The sequence below is a fragment of the Paenibacillus humicus NBRC 102415 genome (genome assembly GCF_004000905.1).
GTDB classification, from domain to species: Bacteria; Bacillota; Bacilli; order Paenibacillales; family Paenibacillaceae; genus Paenibacillus_O; species Paenibacillus_O humicus.
This window is the reverse complement of sequence record NZ_BIMD01000023.1, coordinates 46,815-72,670: the sequence shown is the minus strand read 5'-3', so window position 1 is coordinate 72,670 and position 25,856 is coordinate 46,815. Positions and strand designations below refer to the sequence as shown.

The window sequence follows — 25,856 nt, the reverse complement described above, 5'->3', positions numbered from 1 at the left end:
TCACCTCGAGTAACGGGATATATTGAGCAAAATTCCTAGTGCGGTCAAAAGCAGGGTCAAAGAAGATCCGCCGTAGCTGACGAGCGGCAGCGTGATGCCTGTGACCGGCATGAGGCCGATGACGACGCCGATATTGATCAGCACCTGCACGGCGACGATGCCGGTAATGCCTGCCGCCAGCAGGCTGCCGAACGTATCCGGGGCATAGATGGCCGCCCGCATCCCTCTCCAGACCAGGATCAGGAACAGGAAGATCAGGGCGCCTCCCCCGATGAAGCCGAGCTCCTCCGCCAGGATGGAGAAGATGAAGTCGGTCTGCGGCTCGGGCAGGTAGCTGTACTTCTGCCGGCTCATGCCGAGGCCGAGACCGACCAGCCCGCCCGGGGCGATCGCATACAGCGATTGGATGATCTGGTAGCCGGCGCCGAGCGGATCCTGCCAAGGGTCCAGGAACGACGTGATCCGCTTGAGCCGGTAAGGCGCCGCCAGGATGAGGCCGACGAATCCCGCCGCCCCGATCATCGCGAGTCCGCCGAGATGCTTCAGCCGAGCTCCCGCCACGAACAGCACGAGCAGCGAGGCGCCCATCATGACGCTGCCCGTCCCGAGATCCGGCTGCAGCATGATCATGCCGAAGGCCGTTCCCATGAGAGCGAGCGGCGGCAGCAGTCCTTTGGCGAACAGCGTGATCCGCTGCTGGTTGTCGGACAGCATCTTGGCGAGGAACAGAATCATGCCGAGCTTCATGAACTCCGACGGCTGGATGCCGAAGGAGCTGATGCCGAGCCAGCTGCGGGCGCCGCCGCGAACGACGCCGACGCCGGGAATAAGCACGAGGACCAGCAGCCCGAAGCAGACGAGCAGGACGGGCTTTGCGTATTTTTTCCAGACATGGTAGTCGGCGTTCATCGTGAAGATCATGGCTCCGATGCCGAGAACGGCAAAGATCGCCTGGCGCTTGACGAAATAGTAGGGATCGCCGAATTCCTGGAACGCGCGGACCGCGCTGGCGCTGTAGACCATGACGAGTCCAACGGAAAGAATCAATGCTATCGCTCCGACTAGCCATACGTCCGGAGCCGACCGGACTTTGGGCATGACGCACCACCTCAGGCATGGGAAAGTAGGGACAAGCCCCCTACTTACAAGGTATGCGCCGATTCCTTAAACATGCGCCCGCGGTCTTCGAACGAAGGGAACATATCCCAGCTCGCGCAAGCCGGCGAGAGCAGGACGGCATCCCCCGGCGAAGCGAGCCGGGCTGCGGCTTTCGTCGCTTGGCGGATGACGGATTCGGCGTCACCTTCAGCATCGACCACCGCCACATTCGCCATACCCGCCAGCTCCGCCACCCGCGCGAGCTTGCCGCGGGTCTCGCCGAGCAGGACGAGCCCCTTGATCTTGGGGGATCCGAACAGCGGCAGCAGCTCCATGTAATCGGAGCCGCGGTCGAGTCCGCCCGCGATCAGGATCAAAGGCTGCTCGAACGAACCGGTCGACATGAGCGTTGCGACCGGGTTCGTCGCTTTGGAGTCGTTGTAGTAGCGGACTCCCGCTGCTTCGAGCACGAACTCGAGACGATGCTCCACGCCTCCGAAATCCCGGAGAGGAGCCGCAAGCAAGGCCGGCTCGACCCCGATCGCGATGCACGCGGCGACGGCGGCCAGCGCGTTCCCCGCGTTATGCCTTCCCGGAACGCCGAGCTCCCGGACGGCGACGATGGCCTGCTCCGTCCCGTCCCCGCTGCGGTATACGATCGTCCGCTCCGGCTCGCCGGCGTTGTCCGGCGCCCCGGCGGCTTCGTAAGGAGGCTCGATGCAGACGCCGCTCTCGAGCCTGCGATAGAGCGAGAACGGAATCAGGCGCGACTTCAAGCCGGCTTCGATCGCCGCGCAAGCCGGGTCGTCCGCATTCAGCACGGCTGTATCCTGCTCCGTCTGGTTCGCGAACAACTTCGCTTTTGAGGCGACGTAGTCGTCCATCGAGCCGTGATAATCGAGATGCGTCTCCGCGATATTGAGCAGCAGGCCGACCTGCGGCCGGAAGCTGCTCGTGCCTTTCAGCTGGAAGCTGCTGAGCTCGGCGACGAGCACGCTGCCTGCATCCGCTTCTTCCGCCGCTTCGCACAGAGGCCGGCCGATGTTGCCCGCGACGATCGGACGCCGGCCAGCCGCTTCCAGCATGCGGCCGATCCAGGTCGTCGTCGTCGTTTTGCCGTTGCTGCCGGTAATGCCGATGATCGGCGCCGGCGACAGCAGGCCCGCCACCTCGACCTCGGTCACGACCTCGACGCCAAGATCCAGCGCCGCGGCAACAGGCGGAGCGTTGTACGGAATGCCGGGATTCTTGACGAGCAGGGCCGTCTGGGCATCGACCAGATCGTCGGGATGATGCCCGCAGATGACTTCGATTCCGAGCGCGGCCAGCTCGGCGGCTTCCGGACTCTCTTCCGCAGGCTTGCGGTCGTTGACCGTTACATTCGCTCCCAGGCGGTGGAACAGCCTGGCGACCGCGGCTCCGCTGCGCGCCAAGCCGAGCACGACGACGCGGCGATTCCGGTATGTGGACGGATGATTCATGCCAATCTCTCCTTTTATGTAGCCAAACGGCTATGCCGTCCGTTGCCGGACGGAGTCATTTCGCATGGATGGCTAGAATACGCTAAGCTTCAAAGGTGTCGGAGCGGGCTCATGCGGAGCGGATGCCGATCCGATGCATGCGCCGGCAGCTCCGCATCTCCTCTGAAGGAAAAGAAACCGCCAAAGCGAACGGCCTCGTCCTCATGGAGAGGGAAGGTTCCGAACGCCCGGCGGCACTTGTAGCTATGCTGCGTCCGGCATTCGCTTCCCCCTTGAGGGCGGCAGCCGCGGCTCGTCAGCCTCCGGTGACCCGGTAGAGTACGAGACCGGCAGCGGCCAGCACGAGTCCGGCCGTCCAGAATACGGTAACGACCTTCCATTCCGACCATCCCGACAGCTCGAAATGATGGTGGATCGGGCTCATGCGGAAAATCCGCTTGCCGCCCCGGAGCTTGAACGAGCCGACCTGGAGAATGACCGAGATCATCTCGAGGACGAATACGCCGCCGATCAGAATGAGCAGAATCTCCGTCTTGGTCAGGATCGCGACGGCCGCGAGGCCGCCGCCGATTCCGAGCGAGCCGGTGTCGCCCATGAACACCTTGGCCGGATGCGCGTTGAAAATAAGAAATCCAAGCGCGGCTCCGACGAGCGCGGCGGAAAATACGGCGCTCTCATGCTCCGTCGCCTGCATCGCGATGATGGTGAACGCCCCTGCCGCGATCGCGCTCGTCCCGGCCAGCAGGCCGTCCACTCCGTCCGTGAAGTTGACCGCATTGGTCGTAGCGAAAAAGATGATGACGACAAAAGGATAATAAAGCCATCCGAGATCCCAGCTGAAATCCGTTCCGGGAACGGCAATCTCCGTGCTCTGTCCCATCCGGTGCAGCAGCACGCAGACGATGATGCTGAAGAGCAGCTGCCCGGCGAGCTTCTGCTTGGCCGTCAAGCCAAGCGAGCGCTTGAGCACGATCTTGATGTAATCGTCCATGAAGCCGACCAGGCCGAAGCCGAGAGCGCCGACGAGCAGCACCCAGAATTCCGTCGTTTTCTCCGAGAACTTCAGGAAAGCGACGAGAATGGCAAGCATGATGATGATGCCGCCCATCGTCGGCGTTCCCGATTTTTTGAGATGGCTCTGTGGCCCTTCCGTGCGCACCTGCTGTCCGAACTTAAGCCGCCTCAGCAGGGGGATGAACAGAGGTCCGAGTATAACTGCTAGAAGAAACGATACGCCAAGTGTCATCAGTATGACCAGCATGTCCATGCTTTCACCCCCTCAAGGTCAGCGCTGAAGCGCTTCTACGACCCTTTCCATATGCATCGTCCGGGATCCCTTCACCAGCACGAGATCGCGGGGATCAAGCTCCGCCGCAAGGGCGCCGATGAGGGAATCCTGGTTGTCGAAATGCCGCACCGCAGCCGCGGCAGACGAGCCGAAGGAAGCTGCCGCTCCTTCGGAAGTGTGAATGGACAGGGCTCCGCAGGTAAGAACCGCGTCCGCCTTGTCCGGCGTGATGTATGCGCCCGTCTCGCGATGCAGGGCTTCTTCGGCTGCGCCGAGCTCGCGCATGTCCGACAGCACGATCCATTTGCGGCGGTAGCCGGACAGTCCCGCTACGAGATCGACGGCCGCCCTGACGGCGGTCGGGTTGGCATTGTAGGCGTCATTGAGAATGAGCGCCCCGTTGGACGCCTTCATCGGCTGGATGCGCATGCCCGTCAGTTGCATCGACGCAAGGCCGGCGGCAGCCGCTTCAGGCGGGATGCCGCATGCCGCCGCCGCGGCGATGGCCGCCAGCGCGTTATGCACGTTGTGCACGCCGGGCACCGGAATCTCGATGCGCAGCGAATGATACGACGGCGGGGCATCCTTGCCGGCCGGCGAGTACGCCGCCGCGGCTCCGCTCTGCACCGAGAACGAAGTCGATACGGCGCCGACCTGGATGTCGGCCGCTCTCCAATCCGCATTGGAAGAGGCGCCGAACGTCCGCACGGCCGCATGTTCCGGCAAGGCCGTCTTCTTCAGCTGCTCCCGGATCAGAGGCTCATCCGCGCTGACGATCAGCAGTCCGCCCGGCTTCAAGCCCTCGGCGATCTCAAGCTTGGCTTGGGCGATCGCCTCTCTGGAGCCGAGCTGCAGCAGGTGGGCGTCGCCGATATTCGTAATGATCGCGATGTCCGGCCGCGCAATTTCCGTCAGCAGGGCGATCTCGCGCAGTCCGCTCATGCCCATTTCCAGCACGGCCGCCTCATTGTCTTCAGCGAGCGACAGCACGGTAAGAGGCAGTCCGATGTGATTGTTCAGATTGCCGGCCGTCTTGTGCACCCGCAGCGTTGAGCCGAGGGCGGCGGCCACCATATCCTTGGTCGTCGTTTTGCCGTTGCTTCCGGTAATGCCGACGATGGTTGTCTTGAGCTGGCTGCGATAGGCCGAGGCAAGTCGCTGCAGCGCGGCCAGCGTATCGTCGACGAGCACGAGCGGCTTGCCGGCCAGACCTGCAGGAATTTCACGATCTTCTTGCCAGAACGAAGCCGAGGCTCCGTTAGCCAGCGCAGCTTCGGCATAGAGATGTCCGTCGAAATTATCCCCGGACAAAGGAATGAACAGCCTGCCGTCTCCCGCCTCGCGGGAATCCTTGTAGACGCCCTGTACGGACAGGTCGCTCCATTCCCCCGGCGCGGCGGCCGTATTGCCGGCAGCTATGTATCCGGGCCCGAGCCTGCCCGAGCTCATGGCTGCGATTTCGCTGAGCATCCGTGTAATCATTTTCGTAGTCCCCTTAACGCATCTCGGGCGACCAGGCGATCGTCGAAGTCATGCGAGACGGCGCCGACGATCTGATAGGTTTCATGGCCTTTGCCCGCAATCAATACTACATCTCCCGGGCTTGCCATTTCAACCGCTTTTTCAATAGCGGTCCGGCGGTCCGGCTGGAGCTCGTAGCGGTCTGGCGGCACGTTGGCCTTCTGCAGCCCGACCTCGATGTCGAGCAGGATCGTATCCGGGTTTTCAGTCCGGGGATTGTCGGAAGTGACGATGGTGTAGTCCGCATAGCGGGAAGCGATCTCTCCCATGATCGGACGTTTCGTCCGGTCGCGGTCTCCCCCGCAGCCGAATACGCAGATGACTTTGCGAGCGGCGAATTCCTTGACGGCCTTCAGCACGTTCTCCAGCCCGTCCGGCGTATGGGCGTAATCGACGACGACGGCAAAGTCCTGGCCTTCGTTGACCGATTCCACCCGGCCCGGAACGCCGGATACGCGCTCCAGGCTGGCCTTGATCTCCTCCAGGGGGATGCCCTCGATCAGGCCGGCCGCAAGGGCGGCCAGCGCGTTGTAGACGTTGAACTTGCCGACCATCTGCAGCGTGATGTCGGCGCTGCCCGCGAAAGTATCGACATGGAAGGAGGTGCCTCCCGCCGCAATGGAGATGTCCGAAGCCCGCACATCGGCTTTCGACTCGACTCCGTAGGTGACGACTTCTGCGGAAGTGAGCGCGCGGTAGCGCTCCGCAGCCGGATCGTCGGCATTGAGCACGGCGTAGCTCTGCTCGCCGGAGCCGTATTCATTGCCCAGACGCGAGAACAGCAGGCCCTTGGCTTCACGGTACACGTCCATCGTGCCGTGATAGTCCAGATGGTCCTGCGTCAGGTTGGTGAATATGGCGGTGCGGTAGCGGACTCCCTTCACCCTGCCCTGCTCCAGCGCGTGGGAGGAAACCTCCATCACCGCATGCGTCGAGTCGGCCTCCAGCATGGCGGCCAGGTCGCGATGCAGGTTGAGCGCCTCCGGCGTCGTCCGGCTCATCGGGTAGGATCTGCCTCCGTAACGCATCTCGATCGTGCCGATGACGCCGGGACGGAGGCCGCGGTCGGCGAGAATGCTTTCGATCAGGTACGTGGTCGTCGTTTTGCCGTTGGTTCCCGTGACGCCGATAACCTTCAGCTTGCGGCTGGCATGTCCGTAGAAATAATCCGCAAGAACGGCCATGGCGAGCCGGCTGTCGTTCACGAGCAGCTGAGGCACGGCGAGATCGAGCCGCCTCTCCACGACAAGCGCGGCCGCTCCCTTCTCTACCGCCTGAGCGGCGAAGTCGTGTCCGTCCTGGGTATGTCCGGGCAGACAGAGGAACAGGCAGCCCGGCTTGACCTCCCTGGAATCATGCTCGATTCCCGAGATCGGGACGCCGCCGTCCCCGATAAGTCGCGATGTGATGAGTTGCGATGCCAGTTGTTCCAAACGCATAGTCTTTCTCCTCTCTATTTGCTCCATAACAGTTGCCATTTTGAACCTTCAGAGCGGCCGCCTCTCCCGAACCCCGGATTCCCTCGCGCCCTGCAATGCGTGGAATCCGGGCTTCGAAGACGAGCGCCCGCGCTTCCGCACGTCCCTTCCTGTCGTGCGGCGGGGCTCAATGATCGGCGTGAGCATCCGCGTCGCCGGGAAGGTCGGCGTCGCTGCCGAGATAGATCCGGATCGTGGAGCCCTTGTCGACGCGGGCGCCGGCCGCCGGAGCTTGCCGGATGACCGTATTGCCGCTGCCGGCCGAGCTCAGGTTGAAGTTCATGTTCATGTCCTCGTAGATGTCGGAGACGGTTTTGCCAACGAGGTTCGGGACGGTCACGATCGGAGTCTCGCCGTATTTGTACTTTTTGCCGATCTGGGCAGAGCTTTTGGGAACACCCATATATTGAAGGGAATCTTCCAGAATGTTCCTCACGATCGGCGCGGCTACGACGCCGCCGAACTGGATGCCCTGCGGATTGTCGACCGCGACGTACACGACGATCTTCGGATTGTCGGCCGGAGCGACGCCGATGAACGAGACGATATGCTCATTGGGCGAATAGCGGCCGTTGATGACCTTCTGGGCCGTGCCCGTCTTGCCTCCGACGCGATAGCCGTCGATGAAGGCGTTGCCGCCCGTGCCGAGCGCCACGACGCTCTCGAGCGCCTCGCGGACCTGCGCGCTCGTCTTCTCGGAGATCACTTTGCGCACCGGCTCCGGCTGGATTTCCTGCACGACCTTGCCGGTCTCCGGATTGGTCCATGCCTTGGCCAGATGGGGCTCATACAGCGTGCCGCCGTTCACGGCGGCGGACACCGCAGCGATCTGCTGGATCGGCGTCACCGATACGCCTTGGCCGAATGCGGTCGTCGCAAGCTCTACAGGCCCGACCTGGCTCAGCTTGAACAGGATGCCGTTCTCCTCGCCTCCAAGATCGATGCCCGTCTTCTTGCCGAAGCCGAAGTCCTTAATATACTTGAACAGCGTATCTTTGCCAAGCCGATTGCCGAGCGCCACGAAGCCCGGGTTGCATGAATTCTGCACCACTTCAAGGAAAGTCTGGCTTCCATGTCCCCCTTTTTTCCAGCACCGCAGCCTTGCGCCGCCGATCTCCACCGCTCCCGGATCGAAGAAATGCTCGTTCTTGAGGTTGACCTTGCCTTCCTCCAGAGCGGCGGACAGGGTGATGATCTTGAATGTCGATCCCGGCTCGTAGGTCATCCATATCGGCAGGATCCGATTGTATACTTCGGCCGGATACGCGTTGTAATTGCCCGGCTCGAAGGTCGGGCGGCTCGCCATTCCGAGCACTTCGCCGGTATTGGGATCCATCGCGATGGCGATGGCGTCGTTGGCCTTGTACTTGGTCATGGCCTGGTCGAGCTCCCGCTCCATGATCGTCTGGATCTGCTTGTCGATCGTCAGCTCCAGATTGAGCCCGTCCGTCGGCGCCTGATAGCGGTCCGTCGAGCCCGGCATCATCTCTCCTTTGGCGTCGGACAGATAAGAGATGCTGCCCTTGACTCCCTTGAGCTTGTCGTCGTATTTCTTCTCGATGCCGGTAAGCCCGCCGTCCACGCCCGTAATGCCGAGCACGCTCGCCGCAAGCTCGCCGAACGGATAATAGCGCTTGTTGTCCTCGGCGACAACGATGCCCGGCAAGCCGAGCTTCTTGATCTCCAGCGCCTTGTCCAGGGAAATCTTGAGACCTTCGGGCTTGATGATGACGCTCATGGCCTTCTTCTTGAGCAAGCCGAGCAGCTTCGTCTCCGAGATGCCGAGGACAGGGGCGAGCGTTTTGGCCGTGCCTTCCTTGTCCTTGATCTGCACCGGAATCGCAACAATCGTCGGCGAGCTGACGTTGTAGGCCAGCTTCGTGCCGTTGCGGTCCGTAATATCCCCGCGGTTGGGGGCGAATGCGACTTCGCGCCTCCAGTTGTCCTCCGCCTTGGCCGACAGCTCTCCGCCGCGGACCAGCTGGACATAGCCCAGCCGTCCGATAAGCGCGACAAAACCGACCAGAACGACGACAAGCGCTAGAAAGAGGCGGCGCCTCAAGGTGACATTGGAAACTTTCATCCGCACGTTCCCCTCTCGTCCGTTAACATGGGACAGGTACAGTCTGTCCGTACAAGTTAACGTATTCGGGAAACCAGCGGCGTATGCCAAGCCATGGGCGGCCGGCTTCGGCCGGCTCGGCAGCCAAAACGCCGGCCGGCGCCGCATCCAGCGTCAGAAATGCCGCACCGCCAGTCGGCTCAACCGCCGCCGGCCGGCGGAGCGCTTCCCCCGCCGCCGCTGGAGTCATCCGGCTGGCCGCCCGCTGCATCCGTTCCGCCGTCCTGCTTCGAGCCGGAGGCGCTTCCGCCAGCCGCGGCTGCATCCGCAGCGGAGGCGTCGGAAGCCTCTTCGCCCGCCGGAGGCTTCAGGATCAGCTTGACGACCGGCTCTCCATTCAGCTTGGCCTCCATCTGGGAGATGACGTAGCCTTCGCCTTCCGTCACGCATTTGCGGCCGACGGAGCTGCACAGCTGCAGCGCTTCGCGCAGCGACGAGCCTGCAAGGGAAGGAAGCTGCAGCTTGTTCTCCTCCTCCGTCACCAGATAGACGCTCTGGCTGTCCGAGACGATCGTCCCGGCGGCGGGCATCTGCTTCAGCACGCTGGCGCCTTTGCCGACGGCCTTTGAAGCCAGCCCTCTCGCCTTCAGCTCCTGCTGCGCTTTTGCAAGCGTCAGTCCGGTCAAATCCGGCACCGTCAGCGGCTGCTTCTTGTCCTGGGACGGCGGGACGCTCGCATCAGGCTTGACGCCCATATAACGCAGGCTCTGGGTTACGATCTTCTTGAATACCGGAGCCGCGATCTTGCCGCCGCCGGGATCCGGGACGCTGGGCGAATCCACGATGACGTATACGACGAAGCGCGGATTGCTCACCGGAGCATATCCGATGAATGAAACGACGTATTTGTCCTTGGAGTAGGTGCCGTTGACGATTTTCTGGGCGGTGCCTGTCTTGCCGGCTACCCTGTAGCCGGGAATGGCGGCGTTGCGGCCGGTGCCGATCTTGCTGTCGGACACGACCTGCTCCAGGAAGCCGCTCGTAAGCTTCGAGGTTTCCGCCGTGACGACCTGGCGGACCTGCTCCGTCCGCGTTTCCGTCTTCTTGTCCGTGGCCGGATCGTCGATTTCCTTCACGATATGCGGCTTCAGCAGCTTGCCGCCGTTGGCGACGGCGGCGACGGCCGCCACCTGCTGGATCGGCGTCACCGACACCGGACCTTGTCCGAAGGAAGCGCGGGCGACGTCGGACTTGCCCTGGATGTTGAGGCTGCCGCGCACCTCCTGCTTGATCTCAATGCCGGTCTTGGTGCCGAAGCCGAAGTTGCGGATATAATCCGTCAGCTTCTCCTTGCCGAGCCGTTCCATTCCGAGATGGACAAACGCGACGTTGCTCGAGCGCTTCAGCCCTTCCAGATAGGTGATCGGCCCCCATCCCGAGCGCTTGATGTCGTAGACATCCTGACCCGGCACCGATATCCGTCCGGACATGTACTCCTCGTTGGGATTGAACATCTTCTCCTGTACGGCGCCGGCCAGCGTCACGATCTTGAACGTCGAGCCCGGCTCGTAGGTTCCGCCGACGGCGAGATTGTTGAAGTTGATCGGGTTCGACGACGAATACGAATTGGGATTGAAGGTCGGCAGATTCGCCATCCCCAGAACCTCCATCGAATTCGGATCGGCCACGATCGCCGTAATGCTCTGCGGCTTGTACAGGTCGTAGGCTTCCTGGATCGCGTCCTGGACATAATGCTGGATCTCGTTGTCGATCGTCAGCTTGATGTTTTTGCCGTTCACGGCAGGTACGAGCTTGGCCGTCCCGTTGTCCACCTGAACCCGGTTGCCGTCCTTCTCGTATACGATCTTGCCGTCGGTTCCCTTGAGGACGTCGTTGAAGTCCGCCTCGAGGCCGATGACCGGATCGCCCTGCTTGTTGACGAAGCCGAGCAGATGCGCCGCAAGCGTATTGTTCGGGTAGAACCGCTTGGAGCCTTTGATCAGCGTAATGCCCATGTCGCTGCCGCTGATCTTCTTGCCGCGCTTTTCCTCCAGATCCTTCTTGATCTGCGCGCTGAGCTTGGCCACCTCGTCGGATTTCTTCTTCTCGATGTTGAGCCCTTCCGGCCTCAGCTCGCGGTACTGGGAATATTCCCCCTTGGCATTGCGGAAGCTCACTTGCTTGACAATGTCGGCTTTGGGCTTGCCCAGTATTTTCGAGAGCCCGTCCGCCACCTGATCCTCGATGCCCAGCTCCTGGATGACCTTGGGATTGACGACGACGGTATAAGCGGGAATGTTCATCGCCAGCAGGTTGCCGTTGCGGTCCGTGATCGACCCGCGTTCCGCCGGTATCGTATCGGATGCCGCCCAGATCTTCTTCGCTTCGCCGAGCCAGAAGTCGGCCTTGACGACCTGAACCCAGAAGATGCGGGTAAATAAAACAAGAAAAAGGAGGGTGATGAGCCCTCCGACGAACAGCGTGCGCAGTTTGATTCGCTTGACGGTATCCATGGCTGCTACCTTCCCGTCGTGGCGGAGGCTGCTTCCTCAGTGCCGGTCTGCTCCGGCTCGATCATGCCCTGCGCGATCGCCATGGCGCGGATCCGGTCCGGATCGTTCAGCTTGGCAAGCTCCGCTTGCAGCACTTTCATATCTACGACCGACTCGGCATAAGTGGCGTCCATCGTTTTGATTTGAAGCTGCATGCGGTAGTCCTGCGCATAACGGAAAATGATAAGGACGACAAGGCCGACGATAACAGCTACCGAGAACAGGTAGCGAAGCATTTCAGCCGGAGGAATCATCCTCCTGACCTTCACGACTGTTTTTGTCTCTTTTACCGGCTGCTGTTCCGGCTTTCGTTTGGGCTGCAGCGCCAGGTTGCCGCTCGTGTAAGCCAAAGCTGATTCCCCTCCTGCATGTTGATTCAATTTCATTGCGTCATGGTGAATAAGAGACCACCTGGAAGTTTATGTGCGAAATGACACAGATCCGGAAGCGCCTTGCCGCCATCCGGATTACAGCTTCTCGGCGACTCTGAGCTTCGCCGACCGGGATCGCGGGTTCGCCTCAAGCTCTTCCTCGCCGGGCAGAACCGGCTTGCGGGTGACGAGCTTCAGCGTGCCGGTGCCGCCGCATACACATTTCGGAAAATCCGGCGGACAAGTGCATTTCTCCAGATATCCGGCGAACAGCTGCTTGCAGATCCGGTCCTCGAGCGAGTGGAACGTAATGACGGATACCCGCCCCTTCGGAGCGAGGCAGGCCACGGCCTGCTCGAGCGCTTCCTCCTCCGCTCCGAGCTCGTCGTTGACGGCGATCCGAAGCGCCTGGAACGTACGTTTGGCCGGATGGCCTCCCGTGCGCCGGGCCGCTGCCGGTATGCCCGCCTTGATGAGCTCCACCAGCTCCCCCGTCGTCTTGATCTCCTCGGACTGCCGCTGCTTGACGATTGCGCGCGCGATCTGCCTGGAGAACTTCTCTTCCCCATAGCGGTAAAAAATCCGCGCCAGCTCGCTTTCTTCCCAGTGGTTCAGAATTTCATGCGCCGTGAGCTCCGCCTCGCGGTCCATTCTCATGTCCAGAGGAGCGTCATGATTGTAGCTGAAGCCTCGTTCGGCCTCGTCGAGCTGCGGGCTGGATACGCCAAGATCGAACAGGATCCCGTCGACTTGCGGCACGCCATTCTCGTTCTTCGGGATATCCGCAAGCATGGTCAGCTGTTCCTGCAAGTAACGGAAATTGCTCCGGACAAGCGTCACCCGGTCCATGTAAGGAGCCAGCCTGACCTTGGCGTTGTCGTGAGCCCAGTCGTCCTGGTCGAAGGCGATCAGCCGGCCTTTGCCGGAGAGCCGGGAAGCGATCAGCTCGCTATGCCCCGCGCCGCCGAGCGTACAGTCGACATATATGCCGTCAGGACGGATATTCAGGCCCTCTACGGCCTCTTCCTTGAGTACGGTAATGTGATGAAACAAAGGGGTGTCCTCCTGATGGTTCTTGATGACTGACTAGGATGCACAACGATACTTAATCCAAAACTAATGTCGTGAATCAGAAATTAATGTCGAAATCGGTCAATTTTTCCGCAATTTCGTTGAACGTATCCTCGGATTGCTGATAGTAGCCTTCCCACACCGGCTTGCTCCATATTTCCACCCGGCTGGATACGCCGAGCACCATGCAATCCTTCTGCAGCTTGGCATACTCCGTCAGATGGCTGGGCAAATTTACCCTTCCCTGTTTGTCGAGCTCCAATTCGACGGCCCCGGAAAAGAAGAACCGGCTGAACGCCCGCGCATCCGCCTTCATCAGCGGCAAGCGGCGAATCTTCTGCTCGAGCTCGCTCCATTCGGCCTGGGGATACACGAAGAGGCAGTTGTCCAGGCCACGGGTGGCGATAAACGTAGAGCCGAGAGCTTCGCGGAATTTGGATGGAATCGTGAGCCGGCCTTTGTCGTCCAAGCTGTGCTGGTGTTCTCCCAGAAACATCGGCGCCCCACTCCCTCCCCCTATTCCACCACTTTGCCCCACTTCTCCCCACTAGGAAATTGGTATTCGCCGCCTGAACTCTATTTCCTCCTTCAAAACGAAGATTTGGCCAAACTTTTTCACCTAAAAATTTTCTCATCTTTGAAACTTTTCGCCTATAATGCTCGTGTATCTCGTTCTCGTTACGCGACTATCAGCATCCTGTTTGCAGGTAAAAGTACAGATCGAAAACCGCCCATTAAAAAAAGCCGCCCCTCGCGGGGACGGCTTTGGCAGCGGTCAGGAAGACCAGCTGTCCAAATAGTTGATCTGCTCTTCGGAGAGCGAGTCGATTCCGATGCCGAGCGCGCTCAGCTTCGTTCTCGCGACTCTTTCATCCAGCTCGTAAGGAACGTTGATGACCTTGGCCCCAAGCTCCTTGTAGGAATCGTTGACGTATTTGAGAGAGACCGCCTGCAGCGCGAAGGTCATATCCATGATTTCGGCCGGATGGCCGTCGCCCGCGGCAAGATTGACGAGGCGGCCTTCGGCAAGGACATAAATGCTGCGTCCGTCCTCCAGCTTGTACTCCTCGATGTTTTTGCGTACGGTGCGGATCTCCGAAGCCAGCGCAGCCAGATCCGGCTTGCTGAACTCGACGTCGAAGTGGCCCGCGTTCGCAAGAATGGCGCCGTTTTTCATGACGGGATAATGCTCGCCGTTGATGACGGCCTTGTTGCCGGTAACGGTGATGAACATGTCGCCCAGCTTGGCGGCCTCGATCATCGGCATGACCTGGAAGCCGTCCATGTAGGCCTCGACTGCCTTGATCGCGTCGACTTCCGTCACGATGACATTGGCGCCTAGTCCCTTGGCCCGCATCGCCACGCCCTTGCCGCACCAGCCGTAGCCGACGACGACGACCGTCTTGCCCGACACGACCAGATTGGTCGTGCGGATCAGGCCGTCCCAGGCGGATTGGCCCGTTCCGTAGCGGTTGTCGAACAGATGCTTGCAGTAGGCGTCGTTGACCGCGACCATCGGGAACTTCAGCGCGCCTTCCTTCTGGAGCGCCTTCAGCTTGATGATGCCCGTCGTCGTCTCTTCCGCCCCGCCGCGGATGTTCACCATCAGATCGGGACGCTCGGAGTGGAGAATCGTAGCGAAGTCGCCGCCGTCGTCGATGATGAGGTCGGGCTTGCTCTCAAGCGCCCGGACCATCAGGTCCTTGAACTCACGAGGATCCGGATTGTATTTGGCGAACACGGTGATGCCCGCTTCTACGAGCGCCGCGCAGACATCATCCTGGGTGGACAGCGGATTGCTGCCCGTTATGGTCACCTCGGCTCCGCCGGCCTGGACCACTTCCGCCAGATAGGCGGTCTTGGCTTCCAGATGGAGGCAGATCGATACCTTCAGCCCTTTGAACGGCTGCTCCTTCTCGAACTGGGCGCGGATCTCGTTCAATACGGGCATATGGGCCTGAACCCAGTCGATCTTGAGACGGCCCTCCGCCGCCAGCGACCTGTCGGCCACGATGCTGACTTCCTTTGCGTCGATTGTCATAGCTGCTTTCACACCTTCCATGATTCCATTCTGATGTCGGACGGCGCCGGGCCGCCGCTGCTTACAAGCGTACCAGCCTATGTCCCGCGCAAGGCTCGAAAGGAGCCGCGAGCAAAACGTCCAGCCATCTGCGGCCATATACGTTCAAATAGTACACGGATGCCAGAACCCGCTCCTGCGGACGGCCTTCCGGACATACTGCCGTTCCGAGCGCATCCATCCGGTCCAGTGCGGTCTGCTCCCTGCTCTCCAGCGCTTTTTTGGTCTTGTCTTCCATGTACTGGATTTCACGGGCAATGCGGCTCCAGTTGTTCTCGCCAAGATCCGCCAACCCCTTCTCCACGGATGCGGCCATCGCCAGCGCAGGGCTGTAGGCGTCCCGCATGCGCAGCAGCGCTTCCTGGAAGCGCTCGCTGATGCCGTAATGTCCGCTGCCGGCGAGCCACTGCTTCTTCTTGGCTTCGATTCCGCCGAGAGCGTCTTCAAAGGAGATTCCGTACGCCTCCATCGTTTTGGCCGCTGCCGGTTCCAGCAGCGTGAAGGAGAGCCGCGGCGTCAGGATCGGCATCTCCATCCCCAGTTCGCGGAATGCGGCCCCGGTCTGAGCCCAATAGGCGATCTCTCCGGGACCAAGCACCGTCGAGAGGACAGGGAACAGAAACTCCTGCATGAGAGGTCTCGTGAACACATTGTTGCTCAGCCGCTCAGGCTGCCGCTCGGCGATGGACGCCAGTTCTCGGGAACTGAGCGAGACGAGTCCCTTGCGATCCTCGAAACGGTCGCCTCTGCGGTGGAGAAGCACCCTCTCTTCGGCGCCGGCTTCCCCATCTTGGTGGAAGAGGAACAGGTTGGCGCCTCCTTCCGCAAGGTCGGCCTGCGGCTTGTATCCAAGCTCTTCCACACTGGCGGTGCCCGCAAGGAATGCCTGCTCGAGCTGGGCGTTGCGCGATACGAGCTCGGAGAACATCGGCCCCTCCAGGCTGCGCAGTCCCGGATCGTCGGCATCGACGAGGAGCAGTCCCTTCTCTCCGAACAAGGCGTTCAGCATCAAGGCGAACAGTTCCGTCAGCGTCCTGCAGCTCTCCGAGCCATGCCGCAGCTCGGCGCACAGCGCAAGCTTATGCGGGCTGTCGGGCAGAGCCGCTTCGAGCTGGGCGAGCGCCTCCCCAAGCATCCCGGGATCGAGCTGCGTCCGGCTGACGGAAGAGCGGCCGCTGCCCGGTCTTGGCGTGGACAGCTTGCGGGTACCCGTCCCTCCGGCATCGGGCACGAAAGTCTGGCTGGCCTCGTCCCAGTCGTGATCCTCGCCGGCGATCCAAAACACCGGCACGACGGTCTCGCCAAGCAGGCGTGATGCCCATTCGGCGGTCTGCAGGATCGTCACCGCCTTATGTATGATCATCAAGGGACCGGTCCACAGTACGGCCTGCTGGCCGCCGACGACGACGGGCGACCCTTGCTCCAGCAATTCCAGATTGGAGCGGACCTGTTCGGATAGTCCGAACGGCTCTTGGTACTTCTTCACTGCGGCAGCCACGCTTCGGCTGTCGGCACGCAAGCCTTCATGATTTCTGAGCCGGCGCAGCCGCGTCTTCCAATGTTCCTCATCTGCGGCATGATAGCCGAGCAGCGGCTCAAGCGCCTCGCGCTTGCGGCCGATGTAATCATCGGCAAGCGGCTGGCCAAAAGGCAGGCAAATCGTCTCCATATTCATCGGGTAACCTGCAACCCCCCAGCTGTAAATGCGAAGCTTTCGCTACGATTGTACACCTTGAGCGGGTACCCGTCAAAACCGTAACCGAAATTAGTACAGATTCTGCTACACCCGGAACATATGCTGGGCGATGCCGGCCGCCATGAGAACGATGTACATGATTCCCATGGCGAAAAAACCGAGCCGCCAAATCGCGCGGAATATTTTGCGGACATCGACCTGCCCGCGCTTGCGGAATTGAAGGTTGCCGAGCAGGCCGCCGCCGATGAGCATGACGAGCAGAATGCCGTACAGGCCGAACGAATTGGAGAAAATCCGGTTGAACAGCACCGCGACGCATCCGATCAGCAGAGCGGTCGTAATATCCATCGCCAGCCGCAGCGATCGCTTGCGGTCCCCGGTAACAGCCCGGGCAGTGAAAAAAATGAGCGCAAAGGGTATAAAAGGTATCATCGCGAGCAGTGCGTAAGCTGTTTTCAAGCTTTCCCAAACGAACACGGACATCGCCCTTTCCTACGGTTCCAGCGCCTTTACCATCGCTGCGGCGGCTTGGTTGAGCGGAGCGTCCACACCGAGCGTTCCGGCCAGAGAAGCAACCGCCCCGTTGATGCTGTCGACCTCGCTTCTGCGGCCTGCCCTTATATCCGCCAGCATGGAAGAGACGTTGCCGGCGGTCAGCCGGCATACTTCCAGCAGGCGTGCCCGCTCGCTGCCGTCGAGCGCCAATCCGGCACGGGCGAGAATGGCCGCCGTCTCCTCATGCAGCGCTTCCATCAGCTTGCCGGCCTGCGGATGGGACGGAAGCTCTCCGTTGCGGATTCCGTACAGCGCGGTAAGCGGATTGATCACGGCATTGAGCAGCAGCTTGCGGTAAATGCGGTTTTCCATATCGTTCGACAAAAAAGCGGCGATTCCTGCCTTGTCCGCGGCCTTCTGCCACATCCCTCGCAGCTTCGCCGCGCGGCTGGCGGACGCCGCTTCGTTCGCCGCGCCGTAATGAAGCTCCCCGAGACCGGTATGGATCACCGTCCGGGCGTCTTCCCTCATCGCTCCTTCGCTCGTCACGCCCGCATAGAGAGCGACATCGGGAAGAGACTGATTCAGGCGCTCCATATGTCCGATTCCGTTCTGAAGGCACAGCATGGCGTCCTGCGGGCCGGCCAGCAGGGCCAGCCGGCCAAGCAGCGGCGCGTCAAGCGCCGTCTGCTTGACGCTGAGGATGAACCAGCGGGGCTCCATAGCATTTCCGCGGCCGCTGCCGTTGCCGGCATCCTCCAGCGCTGCCGCTTCGATGGGGACGGCGAATTCCCCTTCATGCGTCTTGAGCATGATTCCGTCCTCCCGCAGCGCCTCGGCATGCCGCCTCGTGCGGACGAGCGCGCCCACATCCTCTCCCGCCAGCGACAAGCGCGCCGCGTAGAGAAGTCCGATCGAGCCTGCTCCTATGACCGTTATTTTCATGGCTTCATTCCTCCTTCGGCGATTGTACCAGACCCGGATGGCGCAAGCATCCGCGGCAGCAAAAAAACGGCCCTTCCGGTTGATCGGAAGAACCGTTCGCATGGCATCACTCAATGCGCTCCAGGTTGCCGTTGGCATCCATCTTGAATCGCGGCTTCAGCTCGTCGTCCTCGTTCAGCACCGTGAGGCGCCTCGCGCGGTCCATGATCTGAAGCAAAGTCTTGTAGTCGTCGTTGACGGACTGATAGTCCAGCTGGACATGGTTCGCTTCCCGGGACAGACGGTCGTTGATCTCCCTGAGGCTGCTCAGCTCCTCGTTGCGGCTGGACAGCTCTCTCTCCAGGCGCTTGACATGCCGCTGCAGGTCGGAGAAGGTTGTTTTCCATTGCTTCAAATACCGGATGACGGCTTCGACCGCGATCGCATCGTCGCCGTATGCCGAATCGAGCAAGGCTGCAGGCTCGGCAGCCGGTTCCGCCAAGGCGGAAACATGGGAGGCAGCCGGCGCCTGTTTCTTCAAATAATTCCGTTTCTGCCGCTGCTGCTTGGCGAGCTGAATCGCTTCCTCATACCGCTTGCGTACGCAGCTGTTCCATCTGAACCCGCAGGCCGCGGGCGTTCTGGCAATCTTCTCCCCCACCTCTTCGAATGCTCCGAGCTGGGTACCGCCATCGCGGATATGTCTTAGTGTCACCTCGGCGAGAATCAGATCGTCGTCCGGGCTCCATGCATCTTGCCTGACTGCTGTCATGCTCGCTACAACCTCCTAACGTAAACGCACTTTCTTTATCCCTATGCCCTTGGTAGAGTTCATAGAATCTATCGTTACTAAATTGTATTTCCAATTTTGCAGAGGCTCATACATATTCGTCCTTTATGGGGGCAATCCTAGAAGCGGCAGGCGGCGGACAAGCAAAAAAGGCTTCGAGGAACCTGCGAAAGCGGTTTACAGTGATTGCCTGAAACGCTATAATGTTCTTTAGCATGCAACACGAGATGGAGAGGGGGATTACCTCATGGCGCGCATGTTTCGCGTACTTGGCTTTTGGTGTCTTGTGATCGCCCTCATGGCCTTCGCTGGAGATATGACGGAGTTTTCGCTTCTGTTCTTCTTCCAAGCCATCGCCTTCTTCTTCTTGGGCTACCTGAACTTTACGGAGCGCACCTACATACTGATGTTCTGGGCCTATATGATTCTCACCTTCCTGGGCTTCAGCTATTGGACCGTCTTCAAGATGGGATTGCCGTTCTGATTCAGCCCCAAGGCCTTCACGCACAAGAACCGCCCGGACTTCTGTCCGGGCGGTTCTTTGCATCTGAGGGCTCAAGACGGCATAAGGTAAGAAGGAACCCGATGGACAAGAAGGCCGATGAAAAACAAGCGAAAGTCGCGGAATCGTTCTGGAGAAACGTTTGTCACCGGATTTCGACCGCAAAAACGGCAGGAATCAGAGAAATACGGGGACAACAGCGATCGGAAGAATGATCCGCGAACGCAGCGACAACTTTTTCAATGGCCTCGGACAAGAAGGAGGGGATCTTCCGAAGACGCCATGAAAACAAGACTCCCTGGCCGGATCCTTCTCTCCCTGCTGGCAGTCCTCCTTCTCAGCCCGCTGCCTGGGGCGTTCCCCTTCTCCGGACCGATCGGCGCGGACCAGGCCTATGCGCAAGCCGTACCCGTCCCTTCCTCGGACGATGACCGCCAGCTGATGGAGAAAAGCCTCGCCGTCCTGGAGCTGGACCGGGATTTGGAGCGGATCGCCAGCCGCAAGGACGCGCTGCAAAAGCGGCTCGACGCTTCCACCCTCCAGCTGAAGCAGCAGGAGGAGCAGCTTCGCGAACGCAAGCAAAGAGCGGGAGAAGCGCTGAGCCGCTATTACACCGGCCGCAAGGACATGCTATGGAACGCTTTGTTTCAAGTCCGCAATCTCGGGGATTTGTTCCGTATCGTGGACATGATGGATTTGCTGATGGACGGGGACAGGAAGGCGATCGCGGAATACCGGGCCGAATCCGAGGAGCTGAGGTCAAGCCAAGCGGAGCTTCAGCGGCAAAAAGCAGAGCTTGACGCAGCCGAGCAGAATCTGCTGCAGCAAAAAGCCCGCGCCGAGGAGCTGGATCGCCAGCTCCAGGAAGGCATCGGAGGCAGCAGCGATCCGGAAGCCGCGAAACGGCAGATCGCCCAGCTGGGCGAAATATGGCAGAACAGCGGACGGGCCGAAGTCCAGGCCTACTTCCGCTTGATGTCCAAGGCGATGAACAAGCTGCCCGCCTGGCTCGAGAACCATCCCGATTATGTCAAGCTGGAAAGCGGCGGCTACACGCTCCGGCTGCCGGATGATGCGCTGAATTCCTTCCTCGCCGAGCAGGATGACAGCCTCAAGGGCTTCCAGTTCCGGTTCGGGGACGGCAAGGTCCAGGCGGGAGGAAGCGACGGGTCCATGAGCGTGGAGGCTTCCGGCATTTATGAAGTCGTGGATACACCCAAAAACGGCATCAAGTTCCGGATGGATGAGCTCGTCTTCAACGGCTACAAGCTGCCCCGGGAGACGATGGATGAGTTATTGCGGACTTTCGACGTCGGCTTTTATCCCGGCAAGTTCATTTCCTTCCTCAAAGTGACCTCCGTCCAGGTCGAGGAGCATGAGCTTGTCATCCGGTTCGGCTTCTCATTGTGAATATAAAGCATCGCCGAATGGCGGCCCTCATTTTACGGAGGGCCGCTTTTCGATGGCTTGAAGCCAGGAAGACGCCAGCTGCTCCGGCGACATTCCGCCCCCGGCGTTCCAATAAGATTTCCAGAGCGGTGCCAGCAAGTCGGCCCCGTGTAGCCGAAGCCGCCCCTCCTTGCCCTGGAACAGCTGCGGCTGCCAGTCTGCCGGAAAGCCGCCATCTCCGGATGAGTCTCCGGCGTACAGGCTCTGCTTCGGCAGTAGCCTGTACGCCTCATCTGCAGACTCCTTCCCGGCAGCCGTCTCCGTCACTCCCGCGATCCAGGCCGCAGCGGCGTCGGGATTTGCGCTCGTGGCCATGATTCCATAACTCCGCATTCGCAGCGAGGCGGTATCGAGTGCCAGGCGGTAATCGGGCGTAAAACCTTCTCCAGGATTCCATCGCCTGTATTCGGACCACGGAAGGATGGCGGAAAATGCTTTTCCCGCTGCCAGAGCCGCCTCCGCTTCCTCATAGGAGGAGTAAGCCTGCATCCTGCCGCCATCCCCTCTGCCCGACAGCGCCTGCTTGAGGCGCTCCGGCAGCTGCTCGGCCCCGGCTTCCGGCTTCCATCCGGCAACCCATGCTGCGGCTGCTCCCGCATCGTCTCTTCCGATCAGGACGGTGGCGACGCCGGGATGGCCGCCGGCAGCCAGCTGCAACTCTTCCCATGCCGACGGAGGCCGCGTCAGAGCTGCCTCCATCAGCTTGCTGTCCTTCCATACCAGCACATCCGGGTCCGCATCCCGGGGCACTCCCCATAAGTAGCCGTTCCAGTAAAGCGGCTCCCAGAATGCCCCGCTTCCTCCGAAGCCGGCGCTGCCCCCCATCAGCTTGTCCAGCGGCAGAAGGACGCCGGCTGCAGCTAGAGGGATGATCTCCGAGCTCGGCAGGAGCACGATGTCTCCCGCCTCTCCAAGCAGCGCCCGGCGCCTCCACTCGCCTGTTCCCGTCTCTGCCGGGGGAGAATTCACCAGCTGGATATCCCAGCCGGGATGCTTCTGCGACCACAGGCGGCTTCGTTCCGACAGAGCGGCGTATTCCTGTTCATCCAGGGAAACGCTTACAGTCAGCCGTTCGCGCTGCTCGGCTTTTTCACCGCCGCCGGCAGGAGGCTCGTCCCAGACGGCGGAAGGCTGAGCGCCGCCCGGAGGATCCTCGGCGGGATGCTCCTGCTGAACGAGCAGCAGAGCGGCGGCGAGAGCGGCTCCCGGCAGCAGCAGGTATTTTTTTCGCGCCATCGACGCCGCCCTCCTTTCGGACCTGTCTTCCTTCATCCTATCAAAGTTTCCGGTATCTGTCTGCCCGGCCGGGCAAAAAAATAGGCCGGATGCTCCTTGCAGCAATTCCCTTCCGCATAGGTTGGGGCCGAGAGACTAGGACTTCAAAAGCCTCTTGAAAGGAGGACCAGCGTGCAGGCGGGAACAGCATGCAGGCAGCCGAGCACCGCGCAAGAAAGCGGAGGCCGACGACAGACAGCGGCATGGCCGCTCCCTCATTTCCCGCTTTGGCCGAATGCCCGGCATCGGTCAGACGACAAAAAAAGGCCTCCCGCAATGCAGGAGGCGTATTCCCTCATCTCTAAAGCAGGTCGGCCGCAAGCTGAGCCAGCTTGGAGCGCTCTCCCTTTTCCAGGTTGATATGCCCGCTCAGCCCTTCCTGCTTGAAGCTTTCGACGATATGGGTCAGACCGTTGCTCATGGAATCCAGATACGGATGGTCGATCTGCTCGGGATCGCCCATCAGCACGATCTTGCTCCCCTCGCCGACGCGGGAGACAATGGTCTTCACCTCATGCCGGCTGAGATTCTGCGCCTCGTCGATGATGATGAACTGGCCCGGGATGGAGCGACCGCGGATATAGGTCAGCGCCTCGACCTGAATGCTGCCGAGTCCCATCAGAATCTTGTCGATATCGCCGGACTTCTTGGTATCGAAGAGGAATTCCAGGTTGTCGTAGATCGGCTGCATCCATGGGCGCAGCTTCTCGTCCTTCTCTCCCGGGAGGTAGCCGATATCCTTGCCCATCGGGACGACGGGACGCGCGATCAGCAGCTTCTTGTATTTATGCTCATCCTCGATCTTGAGCAGACCGGCCGCGAGAGCAAGCAGCGTCTTGCCTGTGCCCGCCTTGCCGGTCAGCGTCACGAGCGGTATATCGTCGTTCAGGAGCAGCTCCAGCGCCATCCGCTGCTGGGCGTTGCGGGCGGTGATGCCCCAGACGGGATCATTGCTCAGGTACAGCGGCTCCAGCCTCGCCCCATCCTGGCTTACCTTCAGCAGGGCGCTCTTGGAAGTGCCGAGCTCATCCCTCAGAATGATGAATTCGTTGGGATGGAGCCTGGAGGACAGCTGCAGGCTCTTGATGCTCAGGAACCGGTAGGAATAAAATTCATCGATGATGGACGGATGGACGAACAAGGTCGCCGTCCCCGTGTACACATCCGACGGCTCCACAGCCCGATCGGACAAATAATCTTCGGCTTGCAGGCCGAGCACATCGGCCTTGATCCGCACCAGCACATCCTTGCTGACGAGCACGACGTCGCGGCCCGCTCCATCCTCTTCTTCCTCCATATGGTAATTCAGGGCGACAGCCAGAATGCGGTTGTCATTGGACATCTCCCCGAACATTTCCTGCACCCGTACATAGCTGCGGTGGTTCAGCTCCACCTTGAGCAGTCCGCCCCTCGGGAGCGGAATGCCTTCATGCAGCCTGCCCTCTTCCCTCATTCCGTCAAGCAGCCGCGACACATGGCGCGCATTGCGCCCCAGCTCGTCGGCCAGCCGTTTTTTGGAATCGATCTCCTCCAGCACGACAGCCGGAATGATGACTTCGTTGTCGTCGAAAGCGTAGAGAGCCTGCGGATCATGAAGCAGCACATTTGTATCCAGTACGAAGATTTTGGTCACGAAGCAACCCCTCCTGGCGCCTTATAATTCCGGTCCACATGCGATGGTTACATAGCCCTACCGGAACAGGGACAAACTAGGTTCGGTTCTACGATCAAGCATCGACGGAAAGGTCAGGTGTCCCTAACATGAAAAAATGGCTGTCGGCAGCTTTGATTCTATGCCTGACGGCGACCGGCTGCGGCACGGTCGCCCATAAGGGCGATTCTCCTTCCCCTGCTGAAGACCAGCGTATTCGTACGAAGCAAACCGATCCAGAGCCGGAAAAAACGGTCGGCTCGGCCCAGGCGGCCAAGCACCTGGAGGAACTCGCCTCCCGGGTGGAGGGCGTGCGCAAAGCCCATGCGGTCGTGGCCGGCAACACAGCCGTCGTCGGCATCGATGTCGACGGCAGCGTCGACCGCTCCCGTGTCGGAACGATCAAGTATGCCGTCGCCCAAGCGCTTCGCAATGACCCGGTCGGCGTCCGAGCCATCGTGACGGCGGACATGGACGTCAACCAGCGGCTGTCGGAGCTGGGCGCCGACATCCGCCGCGGACGCCCGATTCAAGGCTTCGCGGAGGAAATGGCCGACATCGTCGGCCGCATCGTGCCGCAGCTGCCTCGCAATACGGCTCCGGAAAACCGGAATGCCGCATCGCCAGCTCCAATGGACGGCATGCACAAAGCCGCCGCGCCGGCTGCACATCGCTGAGCGGCGCCAAAGCGCAAAAAGCCTAGTGACAGGTCACTAGGCTTTTTTGGTTTTGGAGGAACGGCGAGTTCCCATGGCCAAGCCGCAGAGGACGGGCCTCTGCCATGAAGGCGCGTGCCGGATGCCGATGCACGGCCTACGGAAATCATGATGCCGCCATGCGCAAGGAGCTCCGCCATTCGCCCTGCCTCCCGGAATTAGAATCGGATCCTGATGTCGGCTTCGTAGTTGTAGTATAACATACGTATGCGCCGTCCACGACGGTCATTCATCCAGTTTGGACTGGAGCGCCTTGCTCGCCTTCGCAACGACGGCCTCGTCCAGATACACATAGGGGCTTCTCCACTCTCCGGTCAAAGGAATGAACGTAATATCCTCCTTGGAGATGCCGAAGTATACCCTCATCATTTCCCGAATATCCGATGCGGGCATATCCGTCTTCACATTGCCTCCGACGGCTCCAAATACATTGCCCAGGCGCAGCAGGCCCGGCACCGACATCATCCGGTCCGTAATCGCCCCGACGACCTGCTCCTGGCGCTCGTTGCGCTCGAAGTCGCTCGACATGTTCTTGCCGTCGTTGGATTTGCGGTAGCGCACAAATCCAAGCGCATCCTCGCCGCCGAGCTTCTGCTCGCCCTTGCGCAGATGGATGCTTGTGCCGCCGGGCTGGCCGGCATGGTCGTCGTAGTCCATATCCATGTCCACGTTGACGTTCACGCCTCCGAGCGCATCCACCACGTCGGCGAAGCCCTGGAAGTTGACGTTCGCCGAATAGGCGATCGGAATGCCGAGAAAACGGCCAATGGCCTCCTTCATCCCCTTGGCTGCGGCATGCTCCGCGCTCTCTTGGGAGATGCCCTTCCCTTCACTCTTGGCATTGCGCAGAAAAGCGGAATAATAGCTGTTGACCTTGCGGGTTTTGTAGCCTTTGACCTCTATTCGGGAATCGCGCGGAATGGAGACGACGACCGCGCTTTTGGTCTTGGGATTGAACGCAGCCGCCATAAGGACATCGGTATTCAGCAAGCCCCCTTCTCCCCGCGTATCGACTCCCATGACCAGCATGCCGAACGGGCTGCTGCCGATCGAGCCGACTTCGGAGCTCGTGCCGTAGCTCATCTCCTTGATGGCCTTGTTCGCGTCCATGAACAGATAGACGCCGTAACCGACCGCAATGAAAACAAGCAGAGCGGCGAACAGCATGAACCTTCGCATCCAAAACCGGGGCTTGCGTTTCTTGACGGCGCCATTGCGGGCGCCTCGTCCTGCCGGCGGGCTGCTGCCCGGCCGGCGCGGGGGAGATCCGTTGCCAGTAGTCATAAATTCTCCTTCATCTGTCCGAAAGGAACCGTCATCCTGCCTCGGATTTCCTTTCTTCACAGCGCTATGTCC

General features: G+C 60.7%; 22 protein-coding genes. 4 read left to right on the top strand and 18 right to left on the bottom strand.

Going from position 1 to position 25,856, the window contains the following annotated elements; all coding sequences use genetic code 11:
• Entirely contained in the window at positions 1-1,098 is a 1,098-nt protein-coding gene (gene spoVE, locus PHU01S_RS14935; RefSeq protein ID WP_048749498.1) for a stage V sporulation protein E, read from the bottom strand.
• A 44-nt stretch (positions 1,099-1,142) separates the two neighbouring features.
• A complete protein-coding gene (gene murD, locus PHU01S_RS14930; protein ID WP_049867673.1) occupies positions 1,143-2,579 on the bottom strand; it encodes a UDP-N-acetylmuramoyl-L-alanine--D-glutamate ligase in 1,437 nt (478 codons plus the stop codon).
• A 137-nt stretch (positions 2,580-2,716) separates the two neighbouring features.
• Between murD and PHU01S_RS26360 the strand changes: the two genes are divergently transcribed.
• A complete protein-coding gene (locus tag PHU01S_RS26360; protein WP_048749500.1) occupies positions 2,717-2,896 on the top strand; it encodes a hypothetical protein in 180 nt (59 codons plus the stop codon).
• Here PHU01S_RS26360 and mraY read toward each other — a convergent pair.
• The 13 genes from mraY to PHU01S_RS14860 form a co-directional block, all read right to left on the bottom strand.
• Positions 2,875-3,846 (bottom strand): phospho-N-acetylmuramoyl-pentapeptide-transferase, encoded by a 972-nt coding sequence (gene mraY / locus PHU01S_RS14920; RefSeq protein ID WP_021881426.1) that lies wholly within the window; start codon positions 3,844-3,846, stop codon positions 2,875-2,877. The genes PHU01S_RS26360 and mraY overlap by 22 nt on opposite strands.
• 18 nt (positions 3,847-3,864) lie before the next feature.
• The gene (locus PHU01S_RS14915; protein ID WP_127508209.1) at positions 3,865-5,349 is read right to left on the bottom strand and encodes a UDP-N-acetylmuramoyl-tripeptide--D-alanyl-D-alanine ligase; all 1,485 of its coding nucleotides are present in this window, start codon (positions 5,347-5,349) and stop codon (positions 3,865-3,867) included.
• Positions 5,346-6,827: a UDP-N-acetylmuramoyl-L-alanyl-D-glutamate--2,6-diaminopimelate ligase gene (locus PHU01S_RS14910; protein WP_127508207.1), complete on the bottom strand. Its 1,482-nt coding sequence runs from the start codon at positions 6,825-6,827 to the stop codon at positions 5,346-5,348. Before PHU01S_RS14910 ends, PHU01S_RS14915 begins: the two co-directional genes overlap by 4 nt.
• 166 nt (positions 6,828-6,993) lie before the next feature.
• Complete coding sequence (locus PHU01S_RS14905) at positions 6,994-8,949, bottom strand: stage V sporulation protein D (protein ID WP_127508205.1); 1,956 nt, start codon at positions 8,947-8,949, stop codon at positions 6,994-6,996.
• Positions 8,950-9,128: 179 nt separating this feature from the next.
• Positions 9,129-11,441, bottom strand: a complete 2,313-nt coding sequence (locus PHU01S_RS14900) for a penicillin-binding transpeptidase domain-containing protein (RefSeq protein ID WP_049867675.1) — start codon at positions 11,439-11,441, stop codon at positions 9,129-9,131.
• A 5-nt stretch (positions 11,442-11,446) separates the two neighbouring features.
• Positions 11,447-11,830 carry a hypothetical protein gene (locus PHU01S_RS14895; protein WP_049867676.1) on the bottom strand — a complete coding sequence of 128 codons (384 nt, stop codon included), beginning with the start codon at positions 11,828-11,830 and terminating at the stop codon, positions 11,447-11,449.
• 117 nt (positions 11,831-11,947) lie between these two features.
• Entirely contained in the window at positions 11,948-12,904 is a 957-nt protein-coding gene (gene rsmH / locus PHU01S_RS14890) for a 16S rRNA (cytosine(1402)-N(4))-methyltransferase RsmH (RefSeq protein ID WP_049867677.1), read from the bottom strand.
• Positions 12,905-12,980: 76 nt separating this feature from the next.
• On the bottom strand, positions 12,981-13,418 hold the full coding sequence (mraZ, locus tag PHU01S_RS14885) for a division/cell wall cluster transcriptional repressor MraZ (protein ID WP_048744436.1): 438 nt from the start codon (positions 13,416-13,418) through the stop codon (positions 12,981-12,983).
• A gap of 279 nt (positions 13,419-13,697) precedes the next feature.
• Positions 13,698-14,963 carry an adenosylhomocysteinase gene (locus tag PHU01S_RS14880; RefSeq protein WP_048744435.1) on the bottom strand — a complete coding sequence of 422 codons (1,266 nt, stop codon included), beginning with the start codon at positions 14,961-14,963 and terminating at the stop codon, positions 13,698-13,700.
• Positions 14,964-15,024: 61 nt separating this feature from the next.
• Positions 15,025-16,677 (bottom strand): bacillithiol biosynthesis cysteine-adding enzyme BshC, encoded by a 1,653-nt coding sequence (gene bshC / locus PHU01S_RS14875; RefSeq protein ID WP_048744433.1) that lies wholly within the window; start codon positions 16,675-16,677, stop codon positions 15,025-15,027.
• Positions 16,678-16,782: 105 nt separating this feature from the next.
• Complete coding sequence (locus tag PHU01S_RS14870; protein ID WP_246029244.1) at positions 16,783-17,130, bottom strand: DUF3397 domain-containing protein; 348 nt, start codon at positions 17,128-17,130, stop codon at positions 16,783-16,785.
• A 60-nt stretch (positions 17,131-17,190) separates the two neighbouring features.
• Positions 17,191-18,138 (bottom strand): ketopantoate reductase family protein, encoded by a 948-nt coding sequence (locus PHU01S_RS14865; protein ID WP_164763076.1) that lies wholly within the window; start codon positions 18,136-18,138, stop codon positions 17,191-17,193.
• 106 nt (positions 18,139-18,244) lie between these two features.
• On the bottom strand, positions 18,245-18,889 hold the full coding sequence (locus PHU01S_RS14860; protein ID WP_021877493.1) for an RsfA family transcriptional regulator: 645 nt from the start codon (positions 18,887-18,889) through the stop codon (positions 18,245-18,247).
• Between the two features lie 265 nt (positions 18,890-19,154).
• Here PHU01S_RS14860 and PHU01S_RS14855 point away from each other — a divergent pair, with 265 nt between their 5' ends.
• The gene (locus PHU01S_RS14855) at positions 19,155-19,391 is read left to right on the top strand and encodes a DUF2626 family protein (protein ID WP_048744429.1); all 237 of its coding nucleotides are present in this window, start codon (positions 19,155-19,157) and stop codon (positions 19,389-19,391) included.
• 300 nt (positions 19,392-19,691) lie between these two features.
• Complete coding sequence (locus PHU01S_RS14850; protein ID WP_127508201.1) at positions 19,692-20,819, top strand: coiled-coil domain-containing protein; 1,128 nt, start codon at positions 19,692-19,694, stop codon at positions 20,817-20,819.
• 27 nt (positions 20,820-20,846) lie between these two features.
• On the opposite strand, the gene PHU01S_RS14845 is transcribed toward PHU01S_RS14850, so the two are convergent.
• Both PHU01S_RS14845 and PHU01S_RS14840 read right to left on the bottom strand, forming a co-directional pair.
• Positions 20,847-22,094, bottom strand: a complete 1,248-nt coding sequence (locus PHU01S_RS14845; RefSeq protein WP_021877496.1) for an extracellular solute-binding protein — start codon at positions 22,092-22,094, stop codon at positions 20,847-20,849.
• Between the two features lie 340 nt (positions 22,095-22,434).
• Complete coding sequence (locus PHU01S_RS14840) at positions 22,435-23,766, bottom strand: PhoH family protein (RefSeq protein WP_021877497.1); 1,332 nt, start codon at positions 23,764-23,766, stop codon at positions 22,435-22,437.
• Positions 23,767-23,894: 128 nt separating this feature from the next.
• Between PHU01S_RS14840 and PHU01S_RS14835 the strand changes: the two genes are divergently transcribed.
• The gene (locus PHU01S_RS14835; RefSeq protein WP_021877498.1) at positions 23,895-24,461 is read left to right on the top strand and encodes a YhcN/YlaJ family sporulation lipoprotein; all 567 of its coding nucleotides are present in this window, start codon (positions 23,895-23,897) and stop codon (positions 24,459-24,461) included.
• 264 nt (positions 24,462-24,725) lie between these two features.
• Here PHU01S_RS14835 and PHU01S_RS14830 read toward each other — a convergent pair whose 3' ends face one another.
• The gene (locus PHU01S_RS14830; RefSeq protein WP_069202438.1) at positions 24,726-25,784 is read right to left on the bottom strand and encodes an LCP family protein; all 1,059 of its coding nucleotides are present in this window, start codon (positions 25,782-25,784) and stop codon (positions 24,726-24,728) included.
• Positions 25,785-25,856 lie beyond the last annotated feature (72 nt).

What these genes read in the sequence shown, in the direction of transcription:
- spoVE (WP_048749498.1), bottom strand. Translation starts at nt 1,098, where the DNA reads ATGCCCAAAGTCCGGTCGGCTCCGGACGTATGGCTAGTCGGAGCGATA.
- murD (WP_049867673.1), bottom strand. Translation starts at nt 2,579, where the DNA reads ATGAATCATCCGTCCACATACCGGAATCGCCGCGTCGTCGTGCTCGGC.
- PHU01S_RS26360 (WP_048749500.1), top strand. Translation starts at nt 2,717, where the DNA reads ATGCGCCGGCAGCTCCGCATCTCCTCTGAAGGAAAAGAAACCGCCAAA.
- mraY (WP_021881426.1), bottom strand. Translation starts at nt 3,846, where the DNA reads ATGGACATGCTGGTCATACTGATGACACTTGGCGTATCGTTTCTTCTA.
- PHU01S_RS14915 (WP_127508209.1), bottom strand. Translation starts at nt 5,349, where the DNA reads ATGATTACACGGATGCTCAGCGAAATCGCAGCCATGAGCTCGGGCAGG.
- PHU01S_RS14910 (WP_127508207.1), bottom strand. Translation starts at nt 6,827, where the DNA reads ATGCGTTTGGAACAACTGGCATCGCAACTCATCACATCGCGACTTATC.
- PHU01S_RS14905 (WP_127508205.1), bottom strand. Translation starts at nt 8,949, where the DNA reads ATGAAAGTTTCCAATGTCACCTTGAGGCGCCGCCTCTTTCTAGCGCTT.
- PHU01S_RS14900 (WP_049867675.1), bottom strand. Translation starts at nt 11,441, where the DNA reads ATGGATACCGTCAAGCGAATCAAACTGCGCACGCTGTTCGTCGGAGGG.
- mraZ (WP_048744436.1), bottom strand. Translation starts at nt 13,418, where the DNA reads ATGTTTCTGGGAGAACACCAGCACAGCTTGGACGACAAAGGCCGGCTC.
- PHU01S_RS14880 (WP_048744435.1), bottom strand. Translation starts at nt 14,963, where the DNA reads ATGACAATCGACGCAAAGGAAGTCAGCATCGTGGCCGACAGGTCGCTG.
- bshC (WP_048744433.1), bottom strand. Translation starts at nt 16,677, where the DNA reads ATGAATATGGAGACGATTTGCCTGCCTTTTGGCCAGCCGCTTGCCGAT.
- PHU01S_RS14870 (WP_246029244.1), bottom strand. Translation starts at nt 17,130, where the DNA reads ATGATACCTTTTATACCCTTTGCGCTCATTTTTTTCACTGCCCGGGCT.
- PHU01S_RS14865 (WP_164763076.1), bottom strand. Translation starts at nt 18,138, where the DNA reads ATGAAAATAACGGTCATAGGAGCAGGCTCGATCGGACTTCTCTACGCG.
- PHU01S_RS14860 (WP_021877493.1), bottom strand. Translation starts at nt 18,889, where the DNA reads ATGACAGCAGTCAGGCAAGATGCATGGAGCCCGGACGACGATCTGATT.
- PHU01S_RS14855 (WP_048744429.1), top strand. Translation starts at nt 19,155, where the DNA reads ATGGCGCGCATGTTTCGCGTACTTGGCTTTTGGTGTCTTGTGATCGCC.
- PHU01S_RS14850 (WP_127508201.1), top strand. Translation starts at nt 19,692, where the DNA reads ATGAAAACAAGACTCCCTGGCCGGATCCTTCTCTCCCTGCTGGCAGTC.
- PHU01S_RS14845 (WP_021877496.1), bottom strand. Translation starts at nt 22,094, where the DNA reads ATGGCGCGAAAAAAATACCTGCTGCTGCCGGGAGCCGCTCTCGCCGCC.
- PHU01S_RS14835 (WP_021877498.1), top strand. Translation starts at nt 23,895, where the DNA reads ATGAAAAAATGGCTGTCGGCAGCTTTGATTCTATGCCTGACGGCGACC.
- PHU01S_RS14830 (WP_069202438.1), bottom strand. Translation starts at nt 25,784, where the DNA reads ATGACTACTGGCAACGGATCTCCCCCGCGCCGGCCGGGCAGCAGCCCG.